The sequence below is a fragment of the Mesorhizobium sp. ESP6-5 genome, from assembly GCF_020164695.1.
GTDB lineage: Bacteria > Pseudomonadota > Alphaproteobacteria > Rhizobiales > Rhizobiaceae > Mesorhizobium > Mesorhizobium australicum.
Window position 1 is genome coordinate 1 of sequence record NZ_JAIUGR010000003.1, and the last position, 25,491, is coordinate 25,491.

Genomic DNA, 25,491 nt, shown 5'->3' on the forward strand with positions numbered 1-25,491 from the left:
CTGTCCAGCAGGGCAGCGACCGCAACCTCTTCGGCCATTAACGGCCATCCCACGGCCGGTGGGCTCTGGCCCGCCGGTCCGCGGGACTTCCAAAATTCAGGAGTACCTAAAATGAACAAGATCCTCATTGCCGCCGCCGCCGTTCTGGCCGTCTCCGGCAGCGCCTTCGCCGGCAGCGACAATTATGGCTCCAACGGCGTCAACCAGCCCACTGCTTCGTCGACTGTCAATGTCGATACGTCGCATACAGGTGCGATCCGCAACAGCGATTCGCCTGTCTACAAGCTGCTCAACTCGTCCGGCGACGTGCAGAAGCCGGCCCATCAGGGTGCCGATCGCAATCTCTTCGGCAACAACTAACCAGCCTGTGCAGACAAGAAGAGCGGCGGGCCAGGCCCGCCGCTCTTGTTCTTTCATTACCGGACGGCCGTCTTCAGGCCGCCTTTGCTTCCGCTTCGTGGAGGGCAAAGGAGCGACCATCCGCATCGAAGATATGGAGATCGCCGGCATTGGCGGTCAGCCGCAGCGTCGAGCCGCGCTTGACCTCGACATTGCCCGGCAGCTTGGTCACCAGCGGCAGGTCGGCCCGGCCGATATCGACATAGACCAGCTGGACCTCGCCAAGCTGTTCGAGATAATCGACGGTCCCCTCGAACAGATAATCCGCACCGCTGGCGATCGCGAGATCTTCCGGCCGTACGCCGAAGCTGACCGCCGCTCCCTTTGCCGAAGCAGGTGTCGCGATCGGCACCGTCGCCTTGCGGCCGCCGACATGGCTGACGATGGTCGGATTGCCCGTCTTGTCGACCGTCGCCGGCAGGATGTTCATGGCCGGCGAGCCGATGAACTGGGCGACGAAGAGGTTGCCGGGGTTCTTGTAGAGTTCCATGGGCGTGCCGACCTGCTCGATGTGCCCGTCCTTCAGCACGACAATGCGGTCGGCCAGCGTCATCGCCTCGACCTGGTCGTGCGTGACGTAGATCATGGTCGTGTTGGGCATCGATTCCTTGAGCTTGGCGATCTCGATGCGCGTCGCAACGCGCAATGCGGCGTCAAGGTTCGACAGCGGTTCGTCGAACAGGAACACCTTCGGATTGCGCACGATGGCGCGGCCGATGGCGACGCGCTGCCGCTGGCCGCCCGACATCGCCTTGGGCAGACGGTCGAGATATTTGGTCAGCTGCAGGATCTCGGCGGCTTGCCGAACCCTTTTGTCGATCTCGGCCTTGCTTTCCCCACCGATCTTCATCGAGAAGGCCATGTTGTCGTAGACGGTCATGTGCGGGTAGAGGGCATAGGACTGGAACACCATGGCGATGCCGCGCTTCGAGGGTGGCACGTCGTTGACCACGTGGCCGTCGATCTTGAGTTCACCCGACGTGATTTCCTCGAGCCCGGCGATCGAGCGCAGCAAGGTCGACTTGCCGCAGCCCGACGGGCCGACGAAGACTATGAACTCGCCCGATTTGATGTCGAGGTCGATGCCGTGGAGAATGTTAAGATTGCCATAGGACTTCTTCACTTGTCTCAAATTGACATCGGCCATTGGTTTCCTCCAGTGATTCCTCGGATGTTTCAGCCTATGCGTCCGAACCAGGCGCCATAGCCGCCGAGCTCGACCGACCCGGTGCTCGCCTGCCCGGAGAACCCGTGTCCCGGCAAAGGTTGCAGGGTTCGGTTGCCGAGGTCAACCTTCGCCGGCCTTGCGCCCAGATTGAAGACGCAGACGATCTCCTCATTGCCCGACCGGCGGGTGAAGGCGACGGTGTCGCCCTGGCTTTCGATGAAGGCGATGTCCCCCTTGGCCAGCGCCGGATGGGCGCGGCGGAAAGAAAGAAAGCGCCGGTAATGCTCAAGCAGGGAGGTTTCGTCGCCTTGCTGCACGTTGACCGCCTGCGGCAGATGCTCGGCCGGTACCGGCAACCAGGGTTTTGCCTGGGAGAAGCCGCCATTCCTTGCATTGCCATCCCACACCATGGGCGTGCGGCAGCCGTCGCGGCCCTTGAATTCAGGCCAGAAACGGATGCCGTAGGGATCCTGCAGATCCTCGAAGCGCAGGTCGGCCTCGCCGAGGCCGAGTTCTTCGCCCTGGTAGATGCAGACCGAACCGCGCAGCGACATCAGCAATGCCGAGATGACCTTGAGATAGGCCGACGGGTCCGCCTCGTCGGCGGCCCAGCGCGAGGCCGGTCGCATCACGTCATGGTTTGAAAACGCCCAGCACGACCAGCCATCGCTGGCCACCCGGCCAAAAGCTTCCAGCACCGAGCGGACCTTGGCGGCACTGATCTTTTCCGGCGCCAGGAAGTCGAAGGAATAGCACATGTGCACGCGCTTGCCGCCGGCGGTATAGGCGGCGACCACGTCCAGCCCGCGTTGCGAATCGCCGACTTCGCCGACCGCTGCGGTCGCCGTGTACTCGTCGAGCAGCGCCCGGAAGCGCTCGAGGAAGGCGAGGTTTTCCGGTCGGCTTTTGTCGTAGATATGGTCCTGGTAGTTGTAGGGATTGACCGCCGGCGCCGTCTGGTCGTTGCGCTGTTCCGGCGGCAGCGGCGGGTTGTTTTCCAGCCCCTGGCTGTGGAAGTAAAAATTGATGGTGTCGAGGCGAAAGCCGTCGACGCCGCGTTCCAGCCAGAAGCGGGTGACGTCGAGCAGCGCGTCCTGGACTTCGCGGTTGTGGAAATTGAGGTCGGGCTGCTCGGCCAGGAAATTGTGCAGGTAGTATTGCTGGCGGCTGGTGTCCCATTGCCAGGCCGAGCCGCCAAAGATCGACAGCCAGTTGTTGGGCGGCGTGCCATCGGGTCTCGCATCCGCCCAGACATACCAGTCGGCCTTGGGATTGGTGCGGCTCGAGCGGCTTTCCTTGAACCAGGGGTGGATGTCGGCGGTATGCGACAGCACCTCGTCGATCATCACCTTGAGGCCCAGTCGGTGCGCCTCCGCCGTCAGTGCGTCGAAATCCGCCAGCGTGCCGAACATCGGGTCGACGTCACAATAATCCGAGACGTCATAGCCGAAATCCTTCATTGGCGATTTGAAGAAAGGCGAGATCCAGATGGCGTCCGCGCCAAGGGCGGCAATGTAGGGCAGCCTGCCGATGATGCCCTTGAGGTCGCCGATGCCGTCGCCATTGGAATCCTGATAGCTGCGCGGATAGATCTGGTAGATCACCGCGCCCCGCCACCAGTCGCGGTCGATGGCGGGGTCTGGTTTCGCAGTCGCCTTCAAAGCCGATTGCATGGTCTCAACCTCCTTTCACCGAGCCGGCCAGCAGCCCGCGGACGAAATAACGTTGCAGCGAGAAGAAGACGATCAGCGGCACGATGATGGTGATGAAGGCCGATGTCGTCAGGATCTCCCAGTTGCCGCCACGCGAGCCAAGCAGCGCATTGAGCTTGGCCGTCAGCACGATCTGATCGGGCGCTGTTCCGAGGAAAACCATTGCCACCAGGAGATCGTTCCATACCCACAGGAATTGGAAGATGGCGAAGGAGGCAAGCACCGGGAAGGACAGCGGCAGCACGATCTTGACGAAGATCTCGAAATCGCTGGCGCCGTCGATGCGCGCCGATTCCATGATCTCGCGCGGCAGGCCGGCAATATAGCTTCGCAAGAGGTAGATGGCGAAGGGCAGGCCGAAGCCGGTATGCGCCAGCCAGATGCCGAGATAGGTCTTGGACGGCACGCCGAAGAACGTGCCGACGCCATTGTAAAGCTTCAGGAGCGGAATGAGCGACATCTGCAGCGGCACCACCAGCAGGCCGATGACGACGGCGATCAGGAGCGCGCGGCCTGGAAAGCGCATCCAGGCCAGTGCGTAGGCCGCAAAGGCCGCGATCAGGATCGGGATGACGGTCGCCGGGATGGTGACCGTTAGCGAATTCATGAAGGAGCGGCCGATGCCTTCGGAAAACAGCACGGTCTGATAATTGTCAGTGGTGAATTTCGGCGGCGCCGACGAAGCATAGTAGACGCGCTGGCCCCTGTCGCCCTCGAACGCCTTTGGCGAGGCCATGACGAAGCTGCCGTCGGCGTTGAGCTGCAGGGTCACGCCGTCACCGAGATCGGCTGATGTGCCGGCAGGATACTGCGTCGGTGCCGCCGCCTTGACGCCGAAGGCGCTTATCGCGCGCTTGGCCCCGTCGCCGAAGATGTTGCCCTGGAGAACGAACTTGCCGTCCTTTTCTACCTGTGTGGAGGCGGCCGGCAGTCGCCCGGCTTCCGTCTGGCTGGAACTGGCGAAGGAATTCCACCAACCCGAGGCGATGATCTGGTCCTTGTCGCGCAGCGACGAGACGAGGATGCCGAGCGTCGGGATGGTCCAGATCACCACGAAGACGAGCACTGCGATATGGACGCCGAAACGGCTGGCGAAGGAATTTCCGGTCGCGACGGCCATCTCAGTGCCCTCCCGTCTCTTTGTTGGCCTGGCGGATGTTCCAGACCATGATCGGAATGACGGCAATCATGATGATGATGGCTATGGTCGCGCCGCGGCCGAAATCGCCGCCGCCGCGGAACATCCAGTCGAACATCAGATTGGCCAGCACCTGGCTGTTCCATTGACCGTTGGTCATGGTCAGAACGATGTCGAACACTTTCAGCACCAGGATGGTGATGGTGGTCCATACCACCGCGATGGTGCCCCAGATCTGCGGCACCATGATCTTCCAGAAGATCTGGAACGGATTGGCGCCGTCTATGACCGCGGCTTCCAGTGTTTCTTCGGGGATGCCGCGCAGCGCCGAGGACAGGATGACCATGGCAAAGCCGGTCTGGATCCAGATCAGGATGACCATCAGGAAGAAGTTGTTCCAGAACGGCAGCGATATCCAGACCTGCGGCTGGCCGCCGAAATACTGGATGATGGCGTTGAGCAGGCCGATCTGGATCTGGCCCTGGCCACGATATTCGTAGATGAACTTCCAGATCACGCTGGCGCCGACGAAGGAGATGGCCAGCGGCAGGAAGATCAGGCTTTTGGCAATCGTTCCCCACCATATCTTGTCGGTGAGCACGGCGATGATCAGGCCGAGGAAGGTGCAGGCCGCCGGCACCACCGCCAGCCACAATATGTTGTTGCGGATGGCGTTTCGCAGATCCGGATCGCGCAGCGCCCATTCATAGTTGGCGAACCCCACGAAACTCGTGCCACCGCGATCGAAGAAGGACAGCCACAGCGTCGCGATCACCGGATAGACCAGGTAGATGGTCAGGATGATCAGCGCCGGACCCACGAACAACCAGGGCCGCACCAATCCCTGCCGGCGCAGATTGTTGACGGCAGCCGCTCCGGACACTCCGCGCGCGGGGAAGATCAGGTCAAGCAGTTTGTTGGCGCCCCAGAAATAGGCGACGCAGCCGCCGACGCCGATGATGATGACGAATATTGCCGAGAAAATCTGAGCCGCCATGGGTCCCTCTCCCTGCGCGTGACCGGCCAGCGGTGCTGGCGACCGATGCGCCGACTTTCAGTTATTCGGAACAATCGAAATGCGAAGCTTCCGGCGTGCCCCGCCGGTCGGATCCGGGCCGTAGCCCGAATCCAGTAGCAAGATGAGGAAAGATCAGGTCGCGCCGGAGCGGCCTATTTGATGGCGTCCCAGCTCTTCTGGATGTCGGTGGCGACGTCCTGGGCGGACTTGCCGCCGACCAGGTCGATCATGCCAGTCCAGAACGAGCCGGCGCCGACCTTGCCGGGCATCAGGTCGGAGCCGTCGAAGCGCACCGTCGTGGCGCCGACCAGGATCTCGCCCTGCTTCTTCAGCGCATCGCTGCCATAGGCGTCCTTGTTGGCCCCCTTGAAGGGTGTGACGAAGCTCTTCTGTGCCATCCACAATTCATGCGCGAGCGGCATTTGCAGGAACTTGATGAATTCGCGCGATGCCTTGGAATCCTTGGTGATCATCACCAGCGTTCCGGCGACTTCCAGCGGCGTCCCGAGCTCCGGCTTGGAGCCGTAGGGCGGGTAGGGGAAGAAGTCCGCATCCTGGCCAAGCTTCACGCCTTCCGGGAAGAAGGAGGGGATGAACGATGCCTGATGGTGCATGTAGCACTTCGGCGGTACGGTGAAGAGGCCCTTCGGGCTGTCGCGGAAGTCGGTCGCCGCGACCGCCTTGGCGCCGCCGTCGACCATCTTGTCGTCGGTGGCGATCTTGCCGAAGATGTCGATAGCGTTGACCACGGCCGGGTCGTTGAACGGAATCTCGTTCTTCACCCACTTGTCGTAGACTTCGGGAGTCTGCGTGCGCAGCATGATGTCCTCGACCCAGTCGGTCGCCGGCCAGCCCGTCGCGCCGCCCGAACCAAGCCCGATACACCACGGCTTGCCGCCATCGGCGATGATCTTCTTCTCGAGTTCGGCAAGTTCTTCCTGCGTCTTCGGCACCTTGTAGCCGGCTTCCTCGAAATTGTCGGGCGAGTACCAGACCAGCCCCTTCACGTCGATCTTGTAGGGAAAGGCATAGAAGCCTGGCTTGCCGTCCTTGCCGTTGTAAGTGCCGAGCTTGGCCCAGGAGTCGCCGGCGGCGTAATTCTCCTTGACCCAGGCTGCGACGTCGTCGCCGAGCGGGGTCAGCACGCCCTTGGAAGCGAGGTCCTGGATGAGGCCCGGCTGCGGCAGGACGGCGATGTTGGGCGGACTGCCGGCCTGGGTGTCGATGACGATCTGCTGCTCGTAATTCTCGGACGAGGAATATTTGACCTCTGCGCCGGTGGCTTCGGAGAAATAATCAAGTACCGACCGGACAAGCGTCTCGTCCTCGCCACGCCACGGTCCGAAGATGGTCAGGGTCTCGCCCTTGAGGTCGACTTTCTTGAGGTCCTCGTAATTCGCCCAGTTGAAGCGCTTGTCCTCGCCCGGCTTGAACTTCAGTTCGGCATGCGCGGGCGCGCTCAGGGCGAATGCGGCAGACGCAACACCCAGTAAAAGCATTTTCTTCATCGGTATTCCTCCCAGTGGGTCATACACACCGGACGGAACCTCCATTCCGCCCGCCGACGCCGCAGGACTGTGACTCAGTCGCAAGGGAACCGCAACCTTTCGAACAGTCTTCCAAAGCGCTTTGGCTTTGTTGATCTCGCCACTGAATCGGACGGGTGTCAAGGGGGAGCAGGAACTAATCGATTTAGTCGCCGTCTGCCAGGGTCCAAAAATTTGCACCGCAACATGCTTTTTCGGCACTGCAGCAGCAATTTTCGTTTCAAACCGGGCCCCGGCACGCTTATGGTCCATGTGGAGTTGGCCACGCCCTTGTGGCGTTTGGGTCGATTCAATTTAAAAGCGCTTTGAGGCAGGGAGGCCTCTCGTGAACCTCAAGCAACTCGCGCATATGCTGGCGCTTTCCCAGACCACGGTAAGCCGGGCGCTGAACGGCTATCCCGAAGTCAACGAGGAAACCCGCAGGCGTGTCGTGGACGCAGCCAAGCGCCACGGCTATCGCCCCAATCCGAGTGCGCGCCGGCTGGCCACGGGTAAGTCCGGAATGATCGGCTATGTCCTGCCGACGGGTGCAGCCGTCGACATCGATCCCCATTTCGTCGAATTCCTGTCCGGTCTTGGCGACTATGCCCGCTCGCACGAGCTCGACCTTGTCCTGTCACCGACCGATGCCGATGACCAGGAAACGACCTACCGCCGCATCGTCGCCAACCGGCAGGTCGATGCCGTCTACATCTCTTCGCCGAGGCCGCAGGACAGGCGCGTGGCGCTGGTCAACACGCTCGGCATTCCTTTCATCGTCCATGGCCGCAGCGAGGGCCTGAATTTCGACTATCCCTTTCTCGACATCGACAATGAAGGCGCCTTCCACGAAGCCGCGCGGCTGCTCGTCCAACTCGGCCACCGGCGGCTGGCGCTGATCAATGGCGACGACCGCGAGACCTTTGCCATCCACCGCGAGCGCGGCCTGCGCCGGGCGCTGGCCGCCAGTGGCCTGGCATTGGACGATCGCCATGTCTGCTCGCTCGTCATGACCGAGGAGAACGGCTATCGCGCCGCCCGGCGCCTGCTCGAACAGGACGACGCGCCGACGGCAATCGCCTGTTCCAGCCTGATCATGGCGCTCGGCGTCGTGCGCGCGGTGCGCGACCTTGGCCTCAGCATTCCCGGCGACGTCTCGCTGATTGCCCATGACGACGTTTTTCCCTGGCTGAAGCCGGAGAATTTTTCCGTGCCGCTGTCCACGACGCGCTCGTCGATCCGGCTGGCCGGCGCACGCATCGCCGAGCGGCTGGCGGCGCGGATATCGGGACTGGAGGAGGGCGCGCGCGGCGAGGTCTGGCCAGTCGACCTGGTGGTCAGGGGATCGGTCGCCGGCGCGCCGGCCTGACCACTCGCCAGCGGGGTCAATTGCTGGAACGACTTCTGCGCTGCCTCTACCCGTTGTCTCAGCCCGCGGATTTAAGATGATCGATGAAGGCGCGCAGCTTCGGCAGGACCTGACGCTTGCCAGGATGATAGAGGAAGACGCCAGGTGTCGCGCCGGCAAAGTGTTCCAGCACCGGTTTGAGTTTTCCCTGTTCTATTGCGCCGTCGGCGACAGGCCGAGGCGTCTGCGCCAGGCCGACGCCTTGGATCGCGGCCCCCAGCAAGGTTGGATAGTCATGCGCGATCAGCGGGCCCGAGACGACCGCCTCGATCGCCCCGTTGCCGTCGGCGAAGGACCAGGGTGCGATGGCGCCGTTCGCGCGGCGCAGGCGCAGGCAGGCGTGGTGGCGCAGATCGGTGATCTGTTCTGGCTGGCCGTGGCGCTCGAGATAGTCCGGGCTGCCGACGACCACGAAGGAGAAGGGCGGCGTTAGCCGCACCGCGATCATGTCGGGCGCGATGAACTGGCCCAGCCGGATGCCGGCATCGAATCCGCCGGCGGCGAGATCGATCATCTCGTCGCTGGCGGCGATCTCCAGTTCGATCTCGGGATAGGCCCGGCAGAACGACGCGATCATAGGCTCCAGGATCAGCGGCACGACCGCGCGGGGCACGGACAGTCGCAAAAGCCCGGTCGGCCGCTGGCCGACATCGCGGGCGACCTCGCCTGCGGCCACGATCTCTTTGAAGGCAGGTCCGGCGCGGTCGAGGAACCGCTGGCCAGCCTCGGTCAGGCCGACGCTTCGGGTCGTGCGGGCAAACAGGGCCGCACCGATGCGGGCTTCCAGCGCGCGCACCGCCTGGCTCACCGCGGACGGCGTTACCGCCAGTTCCGCCGCGGCACGGCGGAAGTTACGATGCCGCGCGACGGCCAGGAATACCTCGACCCCGTCCAACGCACCGTGCCGGATTGTGTATCTCTGCTTCATAGGCTGTTCTGATTACAGCGGATGGCCGAACTATGAAAGCAGTCTTAGCTAACGGTCGAAGTGCGCGGGACCGCATGACCACCTGTTGCGAGGGAACCGATGTCAACGCCGATGCTGTTCCAGATCCAACTCGTCCTGGGCTATGTCGCATGGCTGCTTTGCTTCGGTGCATATGGCCTGCCATGGCTGGACTCGATGGATCGGATGGCGGCGCAACGCGCCATTGCCACGCTGCACAGTTTCCGCTTCTTCGGTCTCGTGTTCCTGCTTCCGGGCGTCGTCGGCCCCAATCTGCCTGCCGGCTTCGCCATGTTCGCTGCCTATGGCGACTTCGCCACCGGGGTGCTGGCCATGCTGGCATTGCTGACGGTCAGAGTTCGCTTGCTCTTCTGGTCGTTCGTCGTCGCCTTTAATCTCGTCGGAATGGCCGACCTCGTCGTCGACTATTACCACGCGGTTCAGGAAGGCCTTCCCGAGCACGCGGAGCAGTTGGGAGCCACCTACGCGATCCCCATCATCTACGTGCCGCTGCTGATGATCACGCACATCGCCGCGTTCTGGTTCCTGCTTCGTCCCGGCAAAGCGCCGCGTGAGCCGTCGCTGGCTATTCCTTCGCAGTCCCTGCAGCCTTGATGTCCAGCAGGCCGTAGCCGAAATCATTGTCGCGCCCCTTAAGCCCGAGATCCTTCGCGGTCGCCGCAAGCGCCTTCTCGATGTCGTCGGCCGAGCGGTCGGGCGTGGCATGGATGAGGTTGGCGATGGCGCCGCTGACGATCGCGGCCGCGAACGACGTGCCGGTAACGACATCCGAGCCGGCGCCGCTCGGCGCCACCATCTCGACGCCGGGCGCGGAAATGAACACATAGGCGCCGCGATTGGCCTGCGGCATCAGCGCATCCTTGGCGTCGGTGGCCGTCACGGCGATGACGCCGTCAAAGGCGGCCGGATAGCCGTAGGGCGCCTTCGGCCCGTTATTGCCGGCCGCCGCCACCAGCACCATGCCAAGCGCCCGTGCATTGCGGCAGGCGGTGCCGAGCAGGTCGTTTTTCGGTCCGACGAAGCTCATATTGATGATGCTGACATTCTGGTCCGCCGCCCAGTCGAGCGCCGACAGGATGACGTCCATGGTCGACTTGCCGCCCTCGAAGGCGCGCGCATGGTAGATCCTGGCGCCCGGCGCCATGCCTTCCAGCGGGCCGACGCCGGCAATCAGACCGTCGATCGAAGTGCCGTGGTCGCGCTTTTCGATCGGCACGTCGGGCATGGCGTCGAACTGCGCGGCGATGACGCCGGCAAGCGCCGGATTGCTGTCGTCGATGCCGGTATCGATGACGGCGACGCGCACGTTCTCGCCGCTGGCCCGTTTGGCGTCGAGCGCGATGCGGTCGAAGGCATAGTTGACGATGCCGGCCGCCTGCTGCAGCGAGTAGATGTGGTTGGGCTCGCGGCGCCGCGTGCGGCCGTCAGCGGCAAGCTGCGCCAGCACCACGCCGACAGGGCGGCCATCGGGAATGCCGAAACGCACCAAAGTGGCGCCAAGCAGCCGGGACTGCCGCTGCGAGCGCACTTCTAGGCCGAAGGAAGCGGCGATCTGCTGCACGGCGCCGGCATCGCCATCGACCGTCACCAGCACCTCGTCCGGCACGAACTCCCCGGTCACGGCGCGCCGCGACTGGACGGCGATGAGATCGGTCGGCGAGACGATCGGTCCACTTGCTGGCGGGCCGGCCTGGTTGCCCCCGGGGGAAGTCGCGGGCTCCGGCCGTGGTGCTGGCACCGGTGCAGGAGGGGCGGCCGGATTGGGGAAAAGGTCGACGATCAAGGCGGGCAGAAAAACGGCGCTGGCCTGGGCCGCACCCGACCCGCCTTTGGTGGCGCCGCCGTCCTTGACGCAGTCGGCCGCCATTGCATTGGCCTCGTTGCTGCAATCGATTTTGGCCCGCTCGGGATTGCCGTCGTTGGTCTGCGCCGACACAGGCACGGCGGCGATTGTCATCGCCGCCGCAAGGACAGCCGCAAATCGAATGACCGCCTCAGCCGCCATCAACAGGTTTCCTTCCCTCGATCACAGTCTCGGCGAAAGGCTGGGCGGCAATAAGGCTGCGCGCCTTCTCGTAGTCGGCGGCTGTCGTCGCCGGAATGGCGAGCCTGAAGATGCCATCGGCGGTCGGTCCGCCGATGATCTTGAGCTTGTTGGCGTCGAGGAAGACGGCAATGTCGGCCATCCTGGCGTCCGGCTTGAACTTGACCAGCGCAAACGGCAATTTGGCCAGATCGTCTTGTGCGCCGGCGATCTCGAAATTGCCGCCCTTGCCGCCGGGCTGCACCAGCGACTGCACCGCGATCAAGGCCAGCAGAACCGCGGCCGCCGCCCAGGCGACGCCGACCGGCACCGCCATGAAACGGCCCCACGCCTGCGCCAGCCAGGACGATCCTGCCGGCCTGCGTGCAGGCCCGGCCTCTGCGTCCAGCGCCTTGGCGAAGCGGCTGAGCGCATCGGCCGGCGGGCGGATCGCCTCATTGGCCGCCGCCGTGCCGGAGAACTCGGCTTCCGCCTCGCCAAGCGCGGCAAGTGCCGAGGGATCGTTGGCCAGCCATTCCTCGACGGCTTCCAGATCCGATCCTTCGAGCGAGCCGTTCAGGTAGAACGGCAGCAGCGTCTCCATTTCGTCACGGCGCGACATCTTTTCAGCGGCGCTCATGGCCACCCCCTGTCGTAACCGGCGGCTTTCAGGGCTTCGCCGAGTTTCTTGCGGGCGTAGAACATACGGGTTTTGACGGTCGCGACCGGAATGTCGAGCACCTCGGCGATCTCGGTCACCGACTGGCCCTGATAATAGGCGAGGTCGATCACCGTGCGGTGCTCCTCGGGCAGGGCGTCAATCAGGCGGCGCAAGGCGGCGGCCTTATCCTCCTTCATGGTGACGACCTCAGGCGTGTCGGCGCTGTCGGGCACCGCGGCGGCGGCCTCGTCGTCGATCCAGTCTTCCTTCTTCTTGCGCAGCAGCGACAGCGCCTTGAAGCGGGCGATGCCGAGCAGCCACGTCGAGACTTCGGAGCGCCCTTCGAAACCCGGCGCCTGGCGCCACAGTTCGAGAAACACCTCGTTGGCGATATCGTCAGCCATCATTTCCGATCCCGTCTGGCGCGCCACGAAGCGGTAGACCCGCGCGTGGTGACGCATGAACAGGAGCCGCACGGCGGCCCGGTCGCCCTTCGCGACCCGGTCGACAAGCGCGCGATCGGTCTCCGTCGCCGCTGTCATGGCCGGTCGAGCCGCCTGGCTCCTGTTTGCTCTGTCGCCGATCGGTCCAAAAAGGTTCATCCTCCGCCAAGGAATTTTGGGAGGCTAACCGAAGAGCGGGGCGGTTGCCAGAGCATCCCTTCGCCCCGTTTAGGGGGAAAAGGTGCCGGCAGGCGGATGAGGGAGGCGCCAGCCGCTCGATCAGGTGAGAAAAGCCTTCGCCTTCATCGTCGCCGGCACCGGCACGCCCAGCCGGCTCAACACCGTTGGCGCCAGTTGCAACTGGTCGAGCAGCGTGTCGGCTTCCGGCCCTTTGCCTTGTCCGAAATAATACAGCGCGAAATCCTGCATCTCGTCGTCATGGCCGCCATGGTGACCGCGGTCGGTCTGGCCATGGTCGGCGGTGACCATGACCTCGTAGCCGGCTTCGATCCAGCCCGGCAGGAAGGCCGCCAGCATGCCGTCCATGGCGTAGCAGGCATGGTCCATCTCGTGGCAGTCATGACCGAAGCGGTGACCCATCGAGTCCAGCGTGCAGGTGTGCAGGATGCCGTAGTCGATGTCGTGGCGCCGGGTGAGCATGGTCAGCGTCGCGAACAGGTCGACATCGCTCGGCGTCATCTGGTTCTTGAGATTGTAGCCGGTCATGGTGTGGAAGCGGCCATGCGTGATCGGCCCGCCGGGCTCGTCATATTCCATGTCTTCGACGAGGTCGAAGGGGTAGGAACGGAAGAATTCAGACCAGTAGGAATGGGTAACCGCGCCGGTCCTGCCGCCGGCCTTGCTGACTTCCGAGAAGATATCGGGCTGTCCGACGCGAAACCGGTTTTCGTTGGACAGGATCCCGTGCACCTGTGGCGAAACGCCGGTGTGGATCGAGGCATAGCAGCAGGCCGAGGTCGACGGCAGCACCGAGCGCATCTTCCACACCCGCGCCTCGCCCGATTGCACCCAACCCTCGAGATTGCCCATCAGCCGGCGCCAGTTGCGGTAGGGAACGCCATCGAGGATGATCAGCAGAAGCTTGGATTGGATCGCCACGGGTTGCTCCACGCGATTGCCTGTTGAAACGAGTGCGCCGCGTGTCGTTCGGACACGCGGCGCTTTTCAATATGAGACAGATGTCAGGCGTTCAGCCAGCATTCTCCCAGCGCGTACCCATCCATCATTTCTCCGATCGGGTTCTTGACCCAGCCGCTGATCTTGTTGGTGGCGGCCGCGTCGATGAACTGGTTGAAGAAGGGCACGATCAGGCCACCTTCGTCGCGCATCATGACCGCCATGTCGTGGTAGATCGCCTTGCGCTTGTCCTGATCGAGTTCGCCGCGCGCCGCAAACAGCATCTTGTCGAATTCCGGCCGCTTGAAGCGCGTGTCGTTCCAGTCGGCCGTCGAGACATAGCCGGTGGAATACATCTGATCCTGCGTGGCGCGGCCGCCCCAATAGGAGAGCGAGAAGGGCTTCTTGTTCCACACCTCGGACCAGTAGCCATCGCCGGGCTCGCGCTTGATCTCGATCTTGATCCCGGCTTTGGCCGCACTCTGCTGATAGAGCTGGGCGGCGTCGACGGCGCCGGGGAAGGCGACATCGGAGGTACGCAGAAGGACCGAGCCGCTATGGCCCGACTTCTTGTAGAGGGCGGCGGCTTTTTCCGGATCGAATTTGCGCTGCTCGATGGCGGTAAACAGCGGGTAGGCTTCGTTGATCGGGAAGTCGTTGCCCACCGAGCCGTAGCCGCGCAGGATCTTCTCCAGCATTTCCTCGCGGTCCATGGCCAGCTTGAGCGCCATACGCAGATTGTTGCTGTCGAAGGGTGCGGTGTCGCAGAACATGTTGAACGGGTAGTAGCCCTTGCCAGACACGTTCTCGATACTTACGCCGGCAATGCGCTTGACCAGATCGACAACCTTCGGCTCGACGCGGTTGATCATGTGGACCTGACCGCCCTGGAGGGCAGCGAGACGCGCCGTCGCGTCGTTGATGACGACGATCTCGACCTGGTCGGCATGGCCGGCCTTGTCGCCCTGCCAGTAGTTGGCAAAGCGTTCGCCGCCATGGCGTACGCCCGGCTGGTTGACGGTGACCTTGTAAGGACCGGCGCTGATGCCGGCATTCGGGTTGTCCTTGCCGCCATTCGGCTGGATGACGAGATGGTAGTCGGCCATCAGATAGGGGAAGTCGGCGTCTGCATCGCCGAGCGTGACGATCACTTCCTTGCCGCTCGCCTTGACGCCCTTGATGTTCTTGAGGATACCAAGCGCACCCGACTTCGACTTCTCGTCGGCATGGCGCTCGATGGTGGCGGCAACGTCTTCGGCGTTTACCGTCTTGCCATTGTGGAATTCGATGCCATCACGGACCTTGATCGTCCACGTCTTGGCGTCCTTGGAAGCGCCGATGTCTTCGGCGATGAGGTTTACCAGCTTGTTGTCTGGGCTTAGCCGGGCAAGATACTCGCCCCACTGCTTGCTGAAACTGTAGGTTACCTGGCTGAGGTTCAGGGCAGGGTCGAGGCTGTTGGTCGATTCACCGCCCTGCAGGCCGGCCTTGATGATGCCGCCCTTGACCGGGCTCTGCGCGAAGGCCCTCCCGGCCAGCGTCGTTGCCAGCGCGGCGGACACGCCAAGCGCCGCGGTGCGGCCAAGAAAGTCGCGGCGCGATATCCGGCCCTGGCCAGCGAGATCGGCGAGATGATCGAGTTCAGTCTTCATGTCCTACCCCTTGTTGAAAACAACGCCGCACCAGTGGCGCCCGTCCAAAGGACGTGTGGCGCCCTAGTGTTGCATGCGGATGACGGCCGCCATCTCCCCTGGTTGGCGGATCGCTGGGTGCCTAGAGCAATTCCAGGAAAAGTGTGAACGGTTTTTCCATCCGGAATTGCGTGAAAACAAAGAGATAGAGCAGTTCACCGTTTCCGTGAAACGGTGAACTGCGCTAGTTCCCCGCGCTGGCCATGCGCCGCCCCTTGATCGCCTTTTCCAGCCAGCCGATCTCCATCTCCGGGACCGATGACAAGAGAAGGTCGGTGTAATCGTCGAAGGGGGGCGTCAGCACCTTGCTTTTCGAACCATAGCGCACCACCTCGCCGCGATACATCACAGCGATCGAATCGGCGATCGACTTCACCGTCGCCAGATCGTGGGTGATGAACAGATAGGCGACGTTCTCCTCCTTCTGCAGTTCGAGCAGAAGCTTCAGGATGCCGTGCGCCACCAAGGGGTCAAGCGCCGAGGTCACCTCGTCACAAATGATCAGCTTGGGTTTTGCCGCGAGCGAGCGGGCGATGCAGACACGCTGTTTCTGGCCGCCGGAAAGCTCGGCCGGGTAACGGTCGACAAAGCCCTTGCCCATTTCGATCTTGTCGAGCAGTTCGGCGACGCGGGCATCGCGCTGTTTGCCGCGCATGCCGAAATAGAACTCGAGCGGCCGGCCGATGATGGTGCCGACGGTCTGGCGCGGGTTCATCGCCACGTCGGCCATCTGATAGATCATCTGCAGCTGGCGCAAATCCTCCTTCGGCCGGTCGGCAAGCCGGTTGGCCAACGGGCGTCCGTCGAACGTGACGGTGCCCTGCTCGGGTGGCAAAAGTCCGGTTATGGCGCGCGCCAGCGTCGATTTTCCTGAGCCGGATTCGCCAACCACGGCCAATGTCTGGCCGGGGTAGATATCGACCGAGACGTTCTTCAGCACCTTGACCTGGCCGCCGCCATAGGCAGCGGTGACGTTCTTGACAGACAGGAACGGCGTGGTGCCGGGGTTCTGCTCGGCATGTTCGATCTCGTGCACCGAAACCAGGGCGTTGGTGTATTCCTGGCGCGGCTCCTTGATGATCTGGCGGGTGCCGCCCCATTCGACCAGCCGGCCATGGCGCAGCACCATGATCTCGTCCGAGACCTGGGCGACGACGGCCAAATCGTGCGTGATATAGAGCGCCGCCACATGGGTGTCGCGGATGGCGTCCTTGATCGCCGCCAGCACGTCGATCTGCGTCGTCACGTCGAGTGCCGTCGTCGGTTCGTCGAAGACGATCAGGTCAGGCTCCGAGCACAGCGCCATAGCCGTCATGACGCGCTGCAGTTGGCCGCCTGACACCTGGTGCGGAAAGCGTTCGCCGATGGCTTCCGGGTTCGGCAGGCTGAGCTTCTTGAACAGCGCGATCGCGCGTTTCTCGGCCTCCGCCCGTGTCGCCGTCCCGTGCAGCAGCGTGGCTTCCACCACCTGGTCCATCAGCCTGTGCGCCGGGTTGAAAGCGGCCGCCGCCGACTGCGCGACATAGCAGACCTCGCGGCCACGCAGCTTGCGGAAACCTTCCTTGCCGCCCTTCAGGATGTCGCGGCCGTTGAGCAGCACCTCGCCGCCGGTGATGCGCACGCCGCCACGGCCATAGCCCATGGACGACAGGCCGATGGTCGACTTGCCGGCTCCGGATTCGCCGATCAGGCCGAGCACCTTGCCCTTCTCCAGCGTCAGCGAGACGTCGTGCACCAGCACGATATTCTTCGGCGCCTCACCTGGCGGATAGACCGTCGCCTCGATTCGCAAATTGCGGATATCGAGCAGAGGGGTGGACTTTGCCTTCACGTCGGCCGTCATCCGCGTCCTCCCTTCAGGCTTGTCGTGCGGTTCAGCACCCAGTCGGCCACAAGATTGACCGAGATCGCCAGTGCTGCGATCGCGGCCGCGGGAATGAGCGCGGCGCCTATGCCGAACACGATGCCGTCCTTGTTCTCCTTCACCATGCCGCCCCAGTCGGCGTCCGGCGGCTGCACGCCGAGGCCGAGAAAGGACAACGTCGACAGGAACAGCACCGCATAGATGAAGCGCAGGCCGAGCTCGGAGATCAGCGGCGACAGCGCGTTGGGCAGGATTTCGCGGAAGATGATCCAGGCGCTGCCTTCGCCGCGCAGCTTGGCGGCCTCGACATAGTCCATGACGTTGATATCGACGGCGACCGCGCGCGACAGGCGATAGACGCGCGTCGAGTCGAGAATGCCCATCACCAGGATCAGCGTCACCAGGTTGGTTGGCAGCACCGAGAGCACCACCAGGCCCATGATCAATGTCGGGATCGACATCAGGAGATCGACGAGGCGCGACAGGATCGTATCGAACCAGCCGCCGAACACGGCCGCCGAAAAGCCAAGTATGGCGCCGAGCGAGAACGACAGCGCGGTGGCCAGCACGGCGATAAACAAGGTGATGCGGGCGCCATAGATCATCCGGGACAGCAAATCGCGGCCGAGATTGTCGGTGCCCAGCCAATGCGCCGCCGATATCGGCTCCCAGACATCGCCGACGATTTCGGCGTTGTCATGGGGTGAGATCCAGGGCGCGAAGATCGCCGCCAGCACGAACAGTGCCGTCAGGACGATGCCGATCAGCGCGGGGATGGGGATGCGTTTGATATCGAGCATATCAGCCCCCCTATTTCGGATGGCGGAGACGCGGATTGGCGACGATCGCCGCTATGTCCGCGATGATGTTGAGACTGATGTAGACGGCGGCGAAGATCAGGCCGACGGCCTGTACCACTGGCACATCACGCTTGGTGACGTGATCGACGAGATATTGCCCCATGCCGGGATAGACGAAAATCACCTCGACCACGACGACGCCGACGATGAGATAGGCGAGGTTGAGCATGACGACGTTGATGATCGGCGCGATGGCATTGGGGAAGGCGTGCTTGCGGATGACGTTGAACGCCGACAGGCCTTTCAGTTCCGCCGTCTCGACATAGGCCGACTGCATGACATTGAGGATCGCCGCTCGCGTCATGCGCATCATGTGGGCGAGCACCACCAGCGTCAGCGCCGTCGCCGGCAGCGCGATCGCCTGCATCCGCTCACCGAAGGGCATGCCTTCGTAGACCGTCGAGATGCCGGGAAAGATCTGCCACTTCACGGCGAAGAAATAGACCAGCACATAGCCGATGAAGAATTCGGGGAAGGAGGTCGAGGCCAGTGCCAGCCCGGAGATCAGCTTGTCGACCAAGCCGTTGCGGTAGCGCACCGCGATCAGGCCCAGGATGATGGCCAGCGGTACGGCCACGATCGCCGCCCAGAAGGCGAGGAACAGTGTGTTCCACAGGCGCGACTTGATCGAGGTCGCGATATCCTGCCCGCTCGACATCGCCGTGCCGAGGTCGCCGGTCAAAACGCCGCCGAGCCAGTGGAAATACCTGACATAGGCGGGGTCGTTCAGCCCGAGCTGCTCGCGCAGATTGGCGAGCGATTCCGGCGTCGCGGATTGTCCCAGAATGGCTTGCGCGACATCGCCTGGCAGAATCTGCGTGCCGGCGAAGATCAGGACCGAGATGGCCAACAGAAGGAGGATGCCCAGCGCAATGCGCTGGGCAATGAGTTTCAGGATGGGTGAAGACATCTCTGCACAGCCGGACTCAGGCCTGCAGCCAGCACTTCGCCAGGGCGTAGCCGTTCATCAGTTCCTGGTGCGGATCATCCACCCAGCCATCGACCTTGGCGCCGGTGGCGTCGATGAACTGGTTGAACATCGGCAGGATCAGGCCGCCGTCGTCGCGGACCATGACAGCCATGTCATGGTACATCTGCTTGCGCTTGGCCTCGTCGAGTTCGGCGCGCGCCGCCAGCACCATCTTGTCGAAATCCGGGCGCTTGAAACGCGTGTCGTTCCAGTCTGCCGTCGACAGATAGGCGGTCGAATACATCTGGTCCTGCGTCGAGCGGCCGCCCCAGTAGGAGGCGCAGAAGGGCTGCTTGTTCCAGACCTCGTTCCAGTAGCCGTCGCCGGGCTCTCGCTTGAGCTCGATCTTGATGCCGGCCTTGGCCGCGCTCTGCTGGAACAACTGGGACGCATCGACGGCGCCGGGGAAAGCCACGTCCGAGGTCCTGAGCAGAACGGTGCCGTCATGGCCTGATTTCTTGTAGTGGAACTTGGCCTTGTCGGGATCGTACTTGCGCTGCTCGATCTCGCTGAACAGCGGATAGGACGCGTTGATCGGGAAATCGTTGCCCAGCGAGCCGTAGCCGCGCAGCACCTTGGTCAGCATCTCCTCGCGGTCGATCGCCAGCTTCAGCGCCATCCTGAGGTCGTTATTGTCGAACGGCGCCGTGTTGCAATGCATGATGAACACGTAGTGGCCGGGACCGGCATGGTTGCGGATGGTCACGCCCGGCACGCGCTTGATCAGGTCGACGATCTTCGGCTCGACGCGGTTGATCATGTTGACCTGGCCGCCCTGCAGCGCTGCCGTGCGGGCGGTCGCGTCATTGATGACGATGACCTCGATCTGGTCGGCATGGCCCATCTTGTCGCCCTGCCAGTAATTGGCGAAGCGCTCGCCGCCATGGCGCACGCCAGGCTCGTTGGTCTTGACCACGTATGGCCCTGCCGAGATGCCGGCATCGGGCTTGTCCTTGCCGCCATTGGGCTGGACGATCAGGTGATAGTCGCTGAGCAAATAGGGAAGGTCGGCATTGGCCTCCTTCAGCGTCAGCACCACTTCCTTGCCGCTGGCCTTGATGGTGTCGATGCCCTTCATGTAGCCGAGCGCGCCGGATTTCGACTTCTCGTCCGAGTGGCGTTCGAGCGTGGCGGCTACGTCCTCCGCGGTCACGGTCTTGCCGTTGTGGAATTCGACGCCGTCGCGGATCTTCAGCGTCCAGGTCTTGGCGTCCTTGGACGAGCCGATGTCTTCAGCGATGCGGTTCTCGAGCTTGCCTTCCGGCGACAGCTCGACGATCATTTCGCCCCAGCACTTGCCGAAGGCGAACGGCACCTGCGTCATCATCAGCGCCGGGTCCAGGCTGTTGGTGGATTCACCGCCGACCAGGCCGGCCTTCAGCGTACCGCCCTTGACCGGACCGGCCGCCCGCGCCGCGCTCGAAAGCAGCGCGTTGGCGAAGGGCGCGGCGATGCCGAGCGCTGCCGCCCGACCGAGAAAATCACGACGGCTCAGTTTGCCGGACGCAACGCGCCGGCTAAGGAATTCCAGTTCGTTTGACATTTGAGTTCCTCACTCTGTTGGTTCGACTCTGCGGTCGATTTTCTTGCTTCTTGTTAAGGGGAATAATGACCGCAAGGGAAAGCGGTAAGCAAGACCGAATGCGACATGCCGTGGCGTAAATCGCACGTCGCATTTGGATCAATGATTTCTGCGCTCAAACAAGCGCACGCGGGACCTTTTCGTCGAAATCGCGCTCGAAGACGAGTTTTTCGCCCTCATAGGCTTCGATTCGGGCGCTGACAATGAAGTTTTGCGTGTCCGACAGCATCTGCGCCCATGTCTCGGTACGGACCGACCATCCATTTCGCGACAGGGTCTGCGTCCAGTGTGTCTTTCCCGAGGCTGACAGGGGATCGTCAGGTTGGATGGTCCAGGTTTCGCGGGCAATGCTGCCGTTGACCAGTCCGTGGTCGAGATCGCGCACTTCGCCGAAGTCGTCCGTTATCGACAGCGTGACAATCCCGGTCTTTTCGTCGCGGTCGACATGGCGTTCGGAATTGGCGGGCCGAACCGTCTCGGTCGCCCACGGCGTAGCACCTTCCGGCTCGGCGAAAACGGCTTCGTCGCCTGTTGCCAGCAGGCGCAACGGCACCGATAGCGTGGCCGCCGACACGGTCAGTCGTACCGGCTCGGGCGAGGGCCAGATAGCGGGCCAGTAGGCGGTCGAAACGGCGACGCGCAGACGATGGCCGGCCGGCACGCGGTAGGCGCATTGATCGAGCACGACACGGACCGAAACCGTCTCCCCGGGGACCAGCGCCTCGGGGAATTCATGCGAGCTGCGGTGCGTCAGATTGAGCACGCCATAGGAGATCAGTTCCGAGGCGCCATCGGGATGCACGTCGCAGAGCCGGACAGCGATGTTGGCCTGGGGCCGATCCGAGGCAAGCTGGACCTGAAGCTCCGGCGCGCCGACGATCTCGATCGGTTTGGTGAGCTCAGGCTGGTCGAAACAGGCCGACAGCCCATCATCAGGACGCTGATCGCCCGGCAGTTCCGGTCCGAAGGTGAACGGAAAGTATTCGCCGCCGGCAAGCCCACAGGTTTGCGGCGAAGCGACGGTTGAAGGCCCTGCACCCGGAGCCATGAGCTCGAGCGCTTCAATCGTTATGTTGGACGATGGCCATTCCTGCTCGGCTATCCAGCGGCCGGGCCGCTCCGGATGCCAGCGCGCGGGACGCACGCTGTCCATCACATAGGCGCGGTAGTCGGGATCGGCCTCGACGCCGGTCTCGGCGCCCTTCAGCCAGCGGTCCCACCAGCGCAGCGCTTCCTGGAGGAAGCCGATGGCTGGCTTGGGGCCGGCATAGTGCGGGTATTTGTGGATCCACGGTCCGACGATGCCCTTGACCGGTGCCTCGATGTTGGTGACGAGGTGCGAGATCGTGTTGCGGTAGCCGTCGTGCCAGCCGCCGATCGACAGCACAGCCGCCTTGACGGCCGAAAAATCCTCGCAAATCGAACCGCGCTTCCAATAGGCGTCGCGATGCTGGTGGCTGAGCCACAGCGGCGCCATGAAGGCCAGGTTCTCCAGCCGGGTCATCCAGAGGTCGCGCCATCTGTTATCGCCGGCAATCAGCGGATCCGGCGGCCGCGACGAATAGGAGAGCATGGTCGAGGCCCAGCCGAAATTTTCGTTCAAAAGGCAGCCGCCCTTGTAGTGGATGTCGTCGGCATAGCGGTCGACGGTCGAGCACAGGCTGATCACCGCCTTGAGCGCCGGCGGCTGTTTGGCCGCCACCTGCAGGCAGTTGAAGCCGCCCCAGGAAATACCCATCATGCCGACATTGCCATTGCACCAGGGCTGGGCCGCCGCCCAGGCGATGACATCGCAGGCGTCCTGCAGTTCCTGCTCGGAATATTCGTCGTCCATCAGCCCTTCGGAATCGCCATTGCCGCGCATGTCGACGCGGATCGAGGCATAGCCGTGGCCGGCGAAATAGGGATGGGTAAGCTGATCGCGAAAGATCGTGCCGTCGCGCTTGCGGTAGGGCAGGTGTTCGAGGATGGCAGGCACCGGATCGTCGCCCGCGTCCTCCGGCATCCACACCCGAGCCGACAGCCGGCAGCCATCGGGCATGACGATGCCCATATCGGGAAATTCGACAACCTTGCGGGGAAATTCGGTGATGATTTTCATGGCAGGCATAACGCTCCGCGGCACGAGAACTTTCAATCGCCATTCGCGACTGGAGCAGCGAAATATGCGACCTGTGCCGCTACCGCAATTCGTCGAGCAGTTCGGGATGTTTCTCCAGCAATGTCATCAATTGAATGGTCGGGCCACTCGGTTCGATCAAGCCTCTTTCATACTTGTCGAAGGCGTTCTCGCCGACCTTGAACAAGGATCCGGCCTCGCGCTGCGACAGCTTGAGCTTCGTGCGCATGCGGCGGATGGTTGACGGGGCCGGCACGCCGTCGATCTTCTCTTTGAGCGCGCGCAGCGCGGCATCAACGGCGGCCATATCGTCGCCGACATGCACACCCTCGCCATCCGATGGCGGATAGTAGCCGGGCAGGTCGACGATCATGCTCTCGCCCTTATAGGTCACGGTGAATGGACGGACTCCGCGCATCAACGTTTCTCCGGTTTCGGGGGAGACCATCCTATTCGTTTCACTGCTCTCCCTTGTCGCCATGGTCATTTCTCCTTGAATGACATGATCGTGAATTCGGTCACGACATCCGCCTGGAATTTCACATAGAGAAGCATGTCACGCGCTGGCACGTGATAGACATCCTGCCACACTCGATGATCCGCGAAAGTCGTCATCGACTTTACAAACATCTTCCGCGTCATGCTGTCGATCACCTCGATCAAACCGGCGCGATCGAAGCCCAGCCCAACAGCATCCCGCAGTGCGGACGTTGTGATCGCCAGCGTGTCGACAGACCCAAATGTCGTCTTGATTGCATCAAGATCGTAAGTGGGTCAGCGTTTATCCATAATCCAGTATGCCCCCATAAAGGGGGTAACACAAGCGGCGATTGTTGAGACGGAAGCTCAGTTCAGCGGAATGTCGTTCTCAGCCTTGCTCGCCTGGTAGTCGCCCGACAATCGTCGTAGCGCGCCGAGATTTTCCCGATCCGCTCCTCCAGCCGCTGGCGTTCGGCCCCGGCCAGCGCCCTCACCAACCTGCGGATCGAAAAACTTTTCCAATAGGCGTTCTCGGCATTGTAGCCGCCGGGGTCGAGGGTGAAGACCTCTTTCAGAATTTTGAGATCATGCGGGATGGCAAAACTGTCACGCGAATCCTCGTGGCTGAACAAATAGTAGAAATTGTCAAAGCCGGCCCAGGTGATCGCCGACAGGCAGAGCGAGCAGGGCTCGTGTGTGGCGAGAAAGATGGCGTCCTTGGTGTCGACGCGCTCGGCCCTGGGCATCTCGTAAAAGCGCTTCAGGCAATGCACCTCGCCATGCCAGAGCGGATTTTCCATCTCGTTGTTGGTCTCGGCCAGCACCAGCGAATGGTCGTCCTTGCGCAGGATCGCCGCGCCGAACAGCTTGTTGCCGTGGGCGACGCCTTCTGCCGTCTTCGGCACGATGTCTTGCTCGATGACGTCGAGCAGGCGGTCGACCAGCGAGATGTCGGTCATCACAAGCTCTCGTCGGGGAGGTGGATTTCGTAGGGGTGCGAGAAATGGAATTCCTCGAGGTTGGAGCCGTCGCCGCCACGGTCGACGATCAAAAAGTCCTGAGGCTCTCCGAGCGGCGTCAGAACGCCGTGCCAGAGATTGCGGAAGTAGTTGATGCCTTGCCCCGGTGCGGTGACGAAGGCATGCGGCTCGCCAGGCCCGTCCTTGCCGTCAGGGCAGACGACGACCAGGAACGGACGCGGCGACAGCGGTATGAAAGCCTGGCTGCCCAAGGGGTGGCGCTCCACCATGGTCAGCTTCAGCGGCATGTCATAGGGCGTGCCGCGCACCATCGAGATCAGCACGCGCGCATTCGGCCCCGTGGCTTGCGCGGTGGCGAGGTCATGGTAGCGCTCTGCCTTGCCGCCATTGATCGGATAGTGGTTGTCGCCGCCCATGTCGATGACATCGCCGAATTCGGCAAAGGCCTCACGGGTCAGCGGCCGCGCGACAATGCGGCTCATGACGTCCGCTTCGCGATGCCGGCCCCGCCGAGCTTGGCGTGCCGGTTGACGTCCTTGTAGAGCAGATAGCGGAATTTGCCGGGGCCGCCGGCATAGCAGGCCTGCGGGCAGAAGGCGCGCAGCCACATATAGTCGCCCGCCTCGACCTCGACCCAGTCCTGGTTGAGCCGATAGACAGCCTTGCCTTCGAGCACATAGAGCCCGTGTTCCATGACATGCGTCTCGGCGAACGGAATGACCGCGCCCGGCTCGAGCGTGACGATCGTCATGTGCATGTCGTGGCGCAGATCGGCGGGGTCGACGAACCGCGTCGTTGCCCAGCGGCCCTCGGTGCCGGGCATCGGCGTCGGCGCGATCTCCTGTTCGTTGGTGAAGAAGGCTTGCGGAATCTCGAGGCCGTCGACCGCCTCATAAGCCTTGCGTATCCAGTGGAAGCGGACAGCCGCCTTGCCTTCGTTGCGGACTGTCCAGCCGCTGGCCGGCGGCAGGAAGGCAAAACCGCCGGGGCGCAACACATGTTTCATGCCGTCGAGCAGAACCGCCAGTTCGCCCTCGACCACGAACAGGGCGCCTTCGGCGCCGGCATCGGGCTCCGGCCGCTCGCTGCCGCCGCCTGGCGCGACCTCGACGATGTATTGCGAAAACGTCTCGGCGAAGCCGGACAGCGGCCGCGACAGGATCCAGACACGCGTCTTGTCCCAGAACGGCAGGGCGCTGGTGACGATGTCCTGCATCACGCCCTTGGGGATGACCGCATAGGCCTCGGTAAAGACGGCGCGGCCGGTCAGAAGTTCGCTCTGGCCGGAATGGCCGCCCTTTGGGGCATAATAGGTTCGCTCGGGCATCCTGATCGTATCCATGGG

Annotated in this window: 22 protein-coding genes and 2 pseudogenes; 3 read left to right on the forward strand and 21 right to left on the reverse strand. The window is 63.0% G+C overall.

Annotated elements, in window-relative coordinates; all coding sequences use genetic code 11:
• Positions 1-111 precede the first annotated feature (111 nt).
• Positions 112-360, forward strand: coding sequence for a DUF680 domain-containing protein (locus LB524_RS04690; RefSeq protein ID WP_015314341.1), 249 nt, complete (start codon positions 112-114; stop codon positions 358-360).
• Positions 361-433: 73 nt separating this feature from the next.
• On the opposite strand, the gene LB524_RS04695 is transcribed toward LB524_RS04690, so the two are convergent.
• From LB524_RS04695 to LB524_RS04715, 5 genes are all read right to left on the reverse strand, one after another.
• Entirely contained in the window at positions 434-1,546 is a 1,113-nt protein-coding gene (locus LB524_RS04695; protein WP_015314340.1) for an ABC transporter ATP-binding protein, read from the reverse strand.
• A 29-nt stretch (positions 1,547-1,575) separates the two neighbouring features.
• Positions 1,576-3,240: an alpha-glucosidase gene (locus LB524_RS04700; RefSeq protein WP_224524056.1), complete on the reverse strand. Its 1,665-nt coding sequence runs from the start codon at positions 3,238-3,240 to the stop codon at positions 1,576-1,578.
• A gap of 4 nt (positions 3,241-3,244) precedes the next feature.
• Positions 3,245-4,399 carry a carbohydrate ABC transporter permease gene (locus LB524_RS04705; RefSeq protein WP_140714409.1) on the reverse strand — a complete coding sequence of 385 codons (1,155 nt, stop codon included), beginning with the start codon at positions 4,397-4,399 and terminating at the stop codon, positions 3,245-3,247.
• 1 nt (position 4,400) lies between these two features.
• Positions 4,401-5,414: a carbohydrate ABC transporter permease gene (locus tag LB524_RS04710; protein ID WP_140615092.1), complete on the reverse strand. Its 1,014-nt coding sequence runs from the start codon at positions 5,412-5,414 to the stop codon at positions 4,401-4,403.
• 173 nt (positions 5,415-5,587) lie between these two features.
• Positions 5,588-6,943 (reverse strand): ABC transporter substrate-binding protein, encoded by a 1,356-nt coding sequence (locus tag LB524_RS04715; protein WP_140615090.1) that lies wholly within the window; start codon positions 6,941-6,943, stop codon positions 5,588-5,590.
• 364 nt (positions 6,944-7,307) lie between these two features.
• Between LB524_RS04715 and LB524_RS04720 the strand changes: the two genes are divergently transcribed.
• The gene (locus LB524_RS04720; protein ID WP_140660091.1) at positions 7,308-8,330 is read left to right on the forward strand and encodes a substrate-binding domain-containing protein; all 1,023 of its coding nucleotides are present in this window, start codon (positions 7,308-7,310) and stop codon (positions 8,328-8,330) included.
• A 58-nt stretch (positions 8,331-8,388) separates the two neighbouring features.
• Here the strand turns inward: LB524_RS04720 and LB524_RS04725 are convergent, their stop codons facing one another.
• Positions 8,389-9,297 (reverse strand): LysR family transcriptional regulator, encoded by a 909-nt coding sequence (locus tag LB524_RS04725; protein WP_224524058.1) that lies wholly within the window; start codon positions 9,295-9,297, stop codon positions 8,389-8,391.
• 99 nt (positions 9,298-9,396) lie between these two features.
• On the opposite strand from LB524_RS04725, the gene LB524_RS04730 reads away from it, so the two are divergent.
• Positions 9,397-9,930 carry a hypothetical protein gene (locus tag LB524_RS04730; RefSeq protein WP_140875764.1) on the forward strand — a complete coding sequence of 178 codons (534 nt, stop codon included), beginning with the start codon at positions 9,397-9,399 and terminating at the stop codon, positions 9,928-9,930.
• On the opposite strand, the gene LB524_RS04735 is transcribed toward LB524_RS04730, so the two are convergent.
• The 15 genes and pseudogenes from LB524_RS04735 to LB524_RS04805 form a co-directional block, all read right to left on the reverse strand.
• Positions 9,902-11,341 (reverse strand): S8 family serine peptidase, encoded by a 1,440-nt coding sequence (locus LB524_RS04735; RefSeq protein WP_224524060.1) that lies wholly within the window; start codon positions 11,339-11,341, stop codon positions 9,902-9,904. The two genes, LB524_RS04730 and LB524_RS04735, sit on opposite strands and share 29 nt — an antisense overlap.
• A complete protein-coding gene (locus tag LB524_RS04740) occupies positions 11,331-11,999 on the reverse strand; it encodes an anti-sigma factor (RefSeq protein WP_224524063.1) in 669 nt (222 codons plus the stop codon). Before LB524_RS04740 ends, LB524_RS04735 begins: the two co-directional genes overlap by 11 nt.
• The gene (locus LB524_RS04745; RefSeq protein ID WP_023772366.1) at positions 11,996-12,562 is read right to left on the reverse strand and encodes a sigma-70 family RNA polymerase sigma factor; all 567 of its coding nucleotides are present in this window, start codon (positions 12,560-12,562) and stop codon (positions 11,996-11,998) included. The genes LB524_RS04740 and LB524_RS04745 overlap by 4 nt, the downstream gene beginning before the upstream one ends.
• 180 nt (positions 12,563-12,742) lie before the next feature.
• Positions 12,743-13,582 (reverse strand): alkaline phosphatase family protein, encoded by an 840-nt coding sequence (locus LB524_RS04750; RefSeq protein ID WP_224524064.1) that lies wholly within the window; start codon positions 13,580-13,582, stop codon positions 12,743-12,745.
• A gap of 83 nt (positions 13,583-13,665) precedes the next feature.
• Complete coding sequence (locus LB524_RS04755; RefSeq protein WP_224524067.1) at positions 13,666-15,252, reverse strand: ABC transporter substrate-binding protein; 1,587 nt, start codon at positions 15,250-15,252, stop codon at positions 13,666-13,668.
• 223 nt (positions 15,253-15,475) lie between these two features.
• Entirely contained in the window at positions 15,476-17,134 is a 1,659-nt protein-coding gene (locus LB524_RS04760) for an ABC transporter ATP-binding protein (protein WP_140615074.1), read from the reverse strand.
• Positions 17,131-17,955 (reverse strand): ABC transporter permease, encoded by an 825-nt coding sequence (locus LB524_RS04765; protein ID WP_015314327.1) that lies wholly within the window; start codon positions 17,953-17,955, stop codon positions 17,131-17,133. Before LB524_RS04765 ends, LB524_RS04760 begins: the two co-directional genes overlap by 4 nt.
• Positions 17,956-17,965: 10 nt before the next feature.
• Positions 17,966-18,925 (reverse strand): ABC transporter permease, encoded by a 960-nt coding sequence (locus LB524_RS04770; protein WP_224524070.1) that lies wholly within the window; start codon positions 18,923-18,925, stop codon positions 17,966-17,968.
• A 16-nt stretch (positions 18,926-18,941) separates the two neighbouring features.
• Entirely contained in the window at positions 18,942-20,528 is a 1,587-nt protein-coding gene (locus tag LB524_RS04775; RefSeq protein ID WP_015314325.1) for an ABC transporter substrate-binding protein, read from the reverse strand.
• Between the two features lie 154 nt (positions 20,529-20,682).
• Positions 20,683-22,668, reverse strand: a complete 1,986-nt coding sequence (locus LB524_RS04780; protein WP_224524072.1) for a CocE/NonD family hydrolase — start codon at positions 22,666-22,668, stop codon at positions 20,683-20,685.
• Positions 22,669-22,747: 79 nt separating this feature from the next.
• Positions 22,748-23,173: a type II toxin-antitoxin system MqsA family antitoxin gene (locus LB524_RS04785; protein ID WP_224524076.1), complete on the reverse strand. Its 426-nt coding sequence runs from the start codon at positions 23,171-23,173 to the stop codon at positions 22,748-22,750.
• Positions 23,170-23,448 (reverse strand): annotated as a pseudogene (locus LB524_RS04790) (type II toxin-antitoxin system MqsR family toxin); the annotation flags it as partial. The pseudogene LB524_RS04790 and the gene LB524_RS04785, both read right to left, overlap by 4 nt.
• A gap of 84 nt (positions 23,449-23,532) precedes the next feature.
• Positions 23,533-24,125 (reverse strand): annotated as a pseudogene (locus LB524_RS04795) (nucleoside deaminase).
• Positions 24,125-24,628, reverse strand: coding sequence for an ureidoglycolate lyase (locus LB524_RS04800; RefSeq protein ID WP_224524079.1), 504 nt, complete (start codon positions 24,626-24,628; stop codon positions 24,125-24,127). Before LB524_RS04800 ends, LB524_RS04795 begins: the two are co-directional and overlap by 1 nt.
• Entirely contained in the window at positions 24,625-25,488 is an 864-nt protein-coding gene (locus LB524_RS04805; RefSeq protein WP_224524082.1) for a bifunctional allantoicase/(S)-ureidoglycine aminohydrolase, read from the reverse strand. The genes LB524_RS04800 and LB524_RS04805 overlap by 4 nt, the downstream gene beginning before the upstream one ends.
• Between the last annotated feature and the right edge of the window lie 3 nt (positions 25,489-25,491).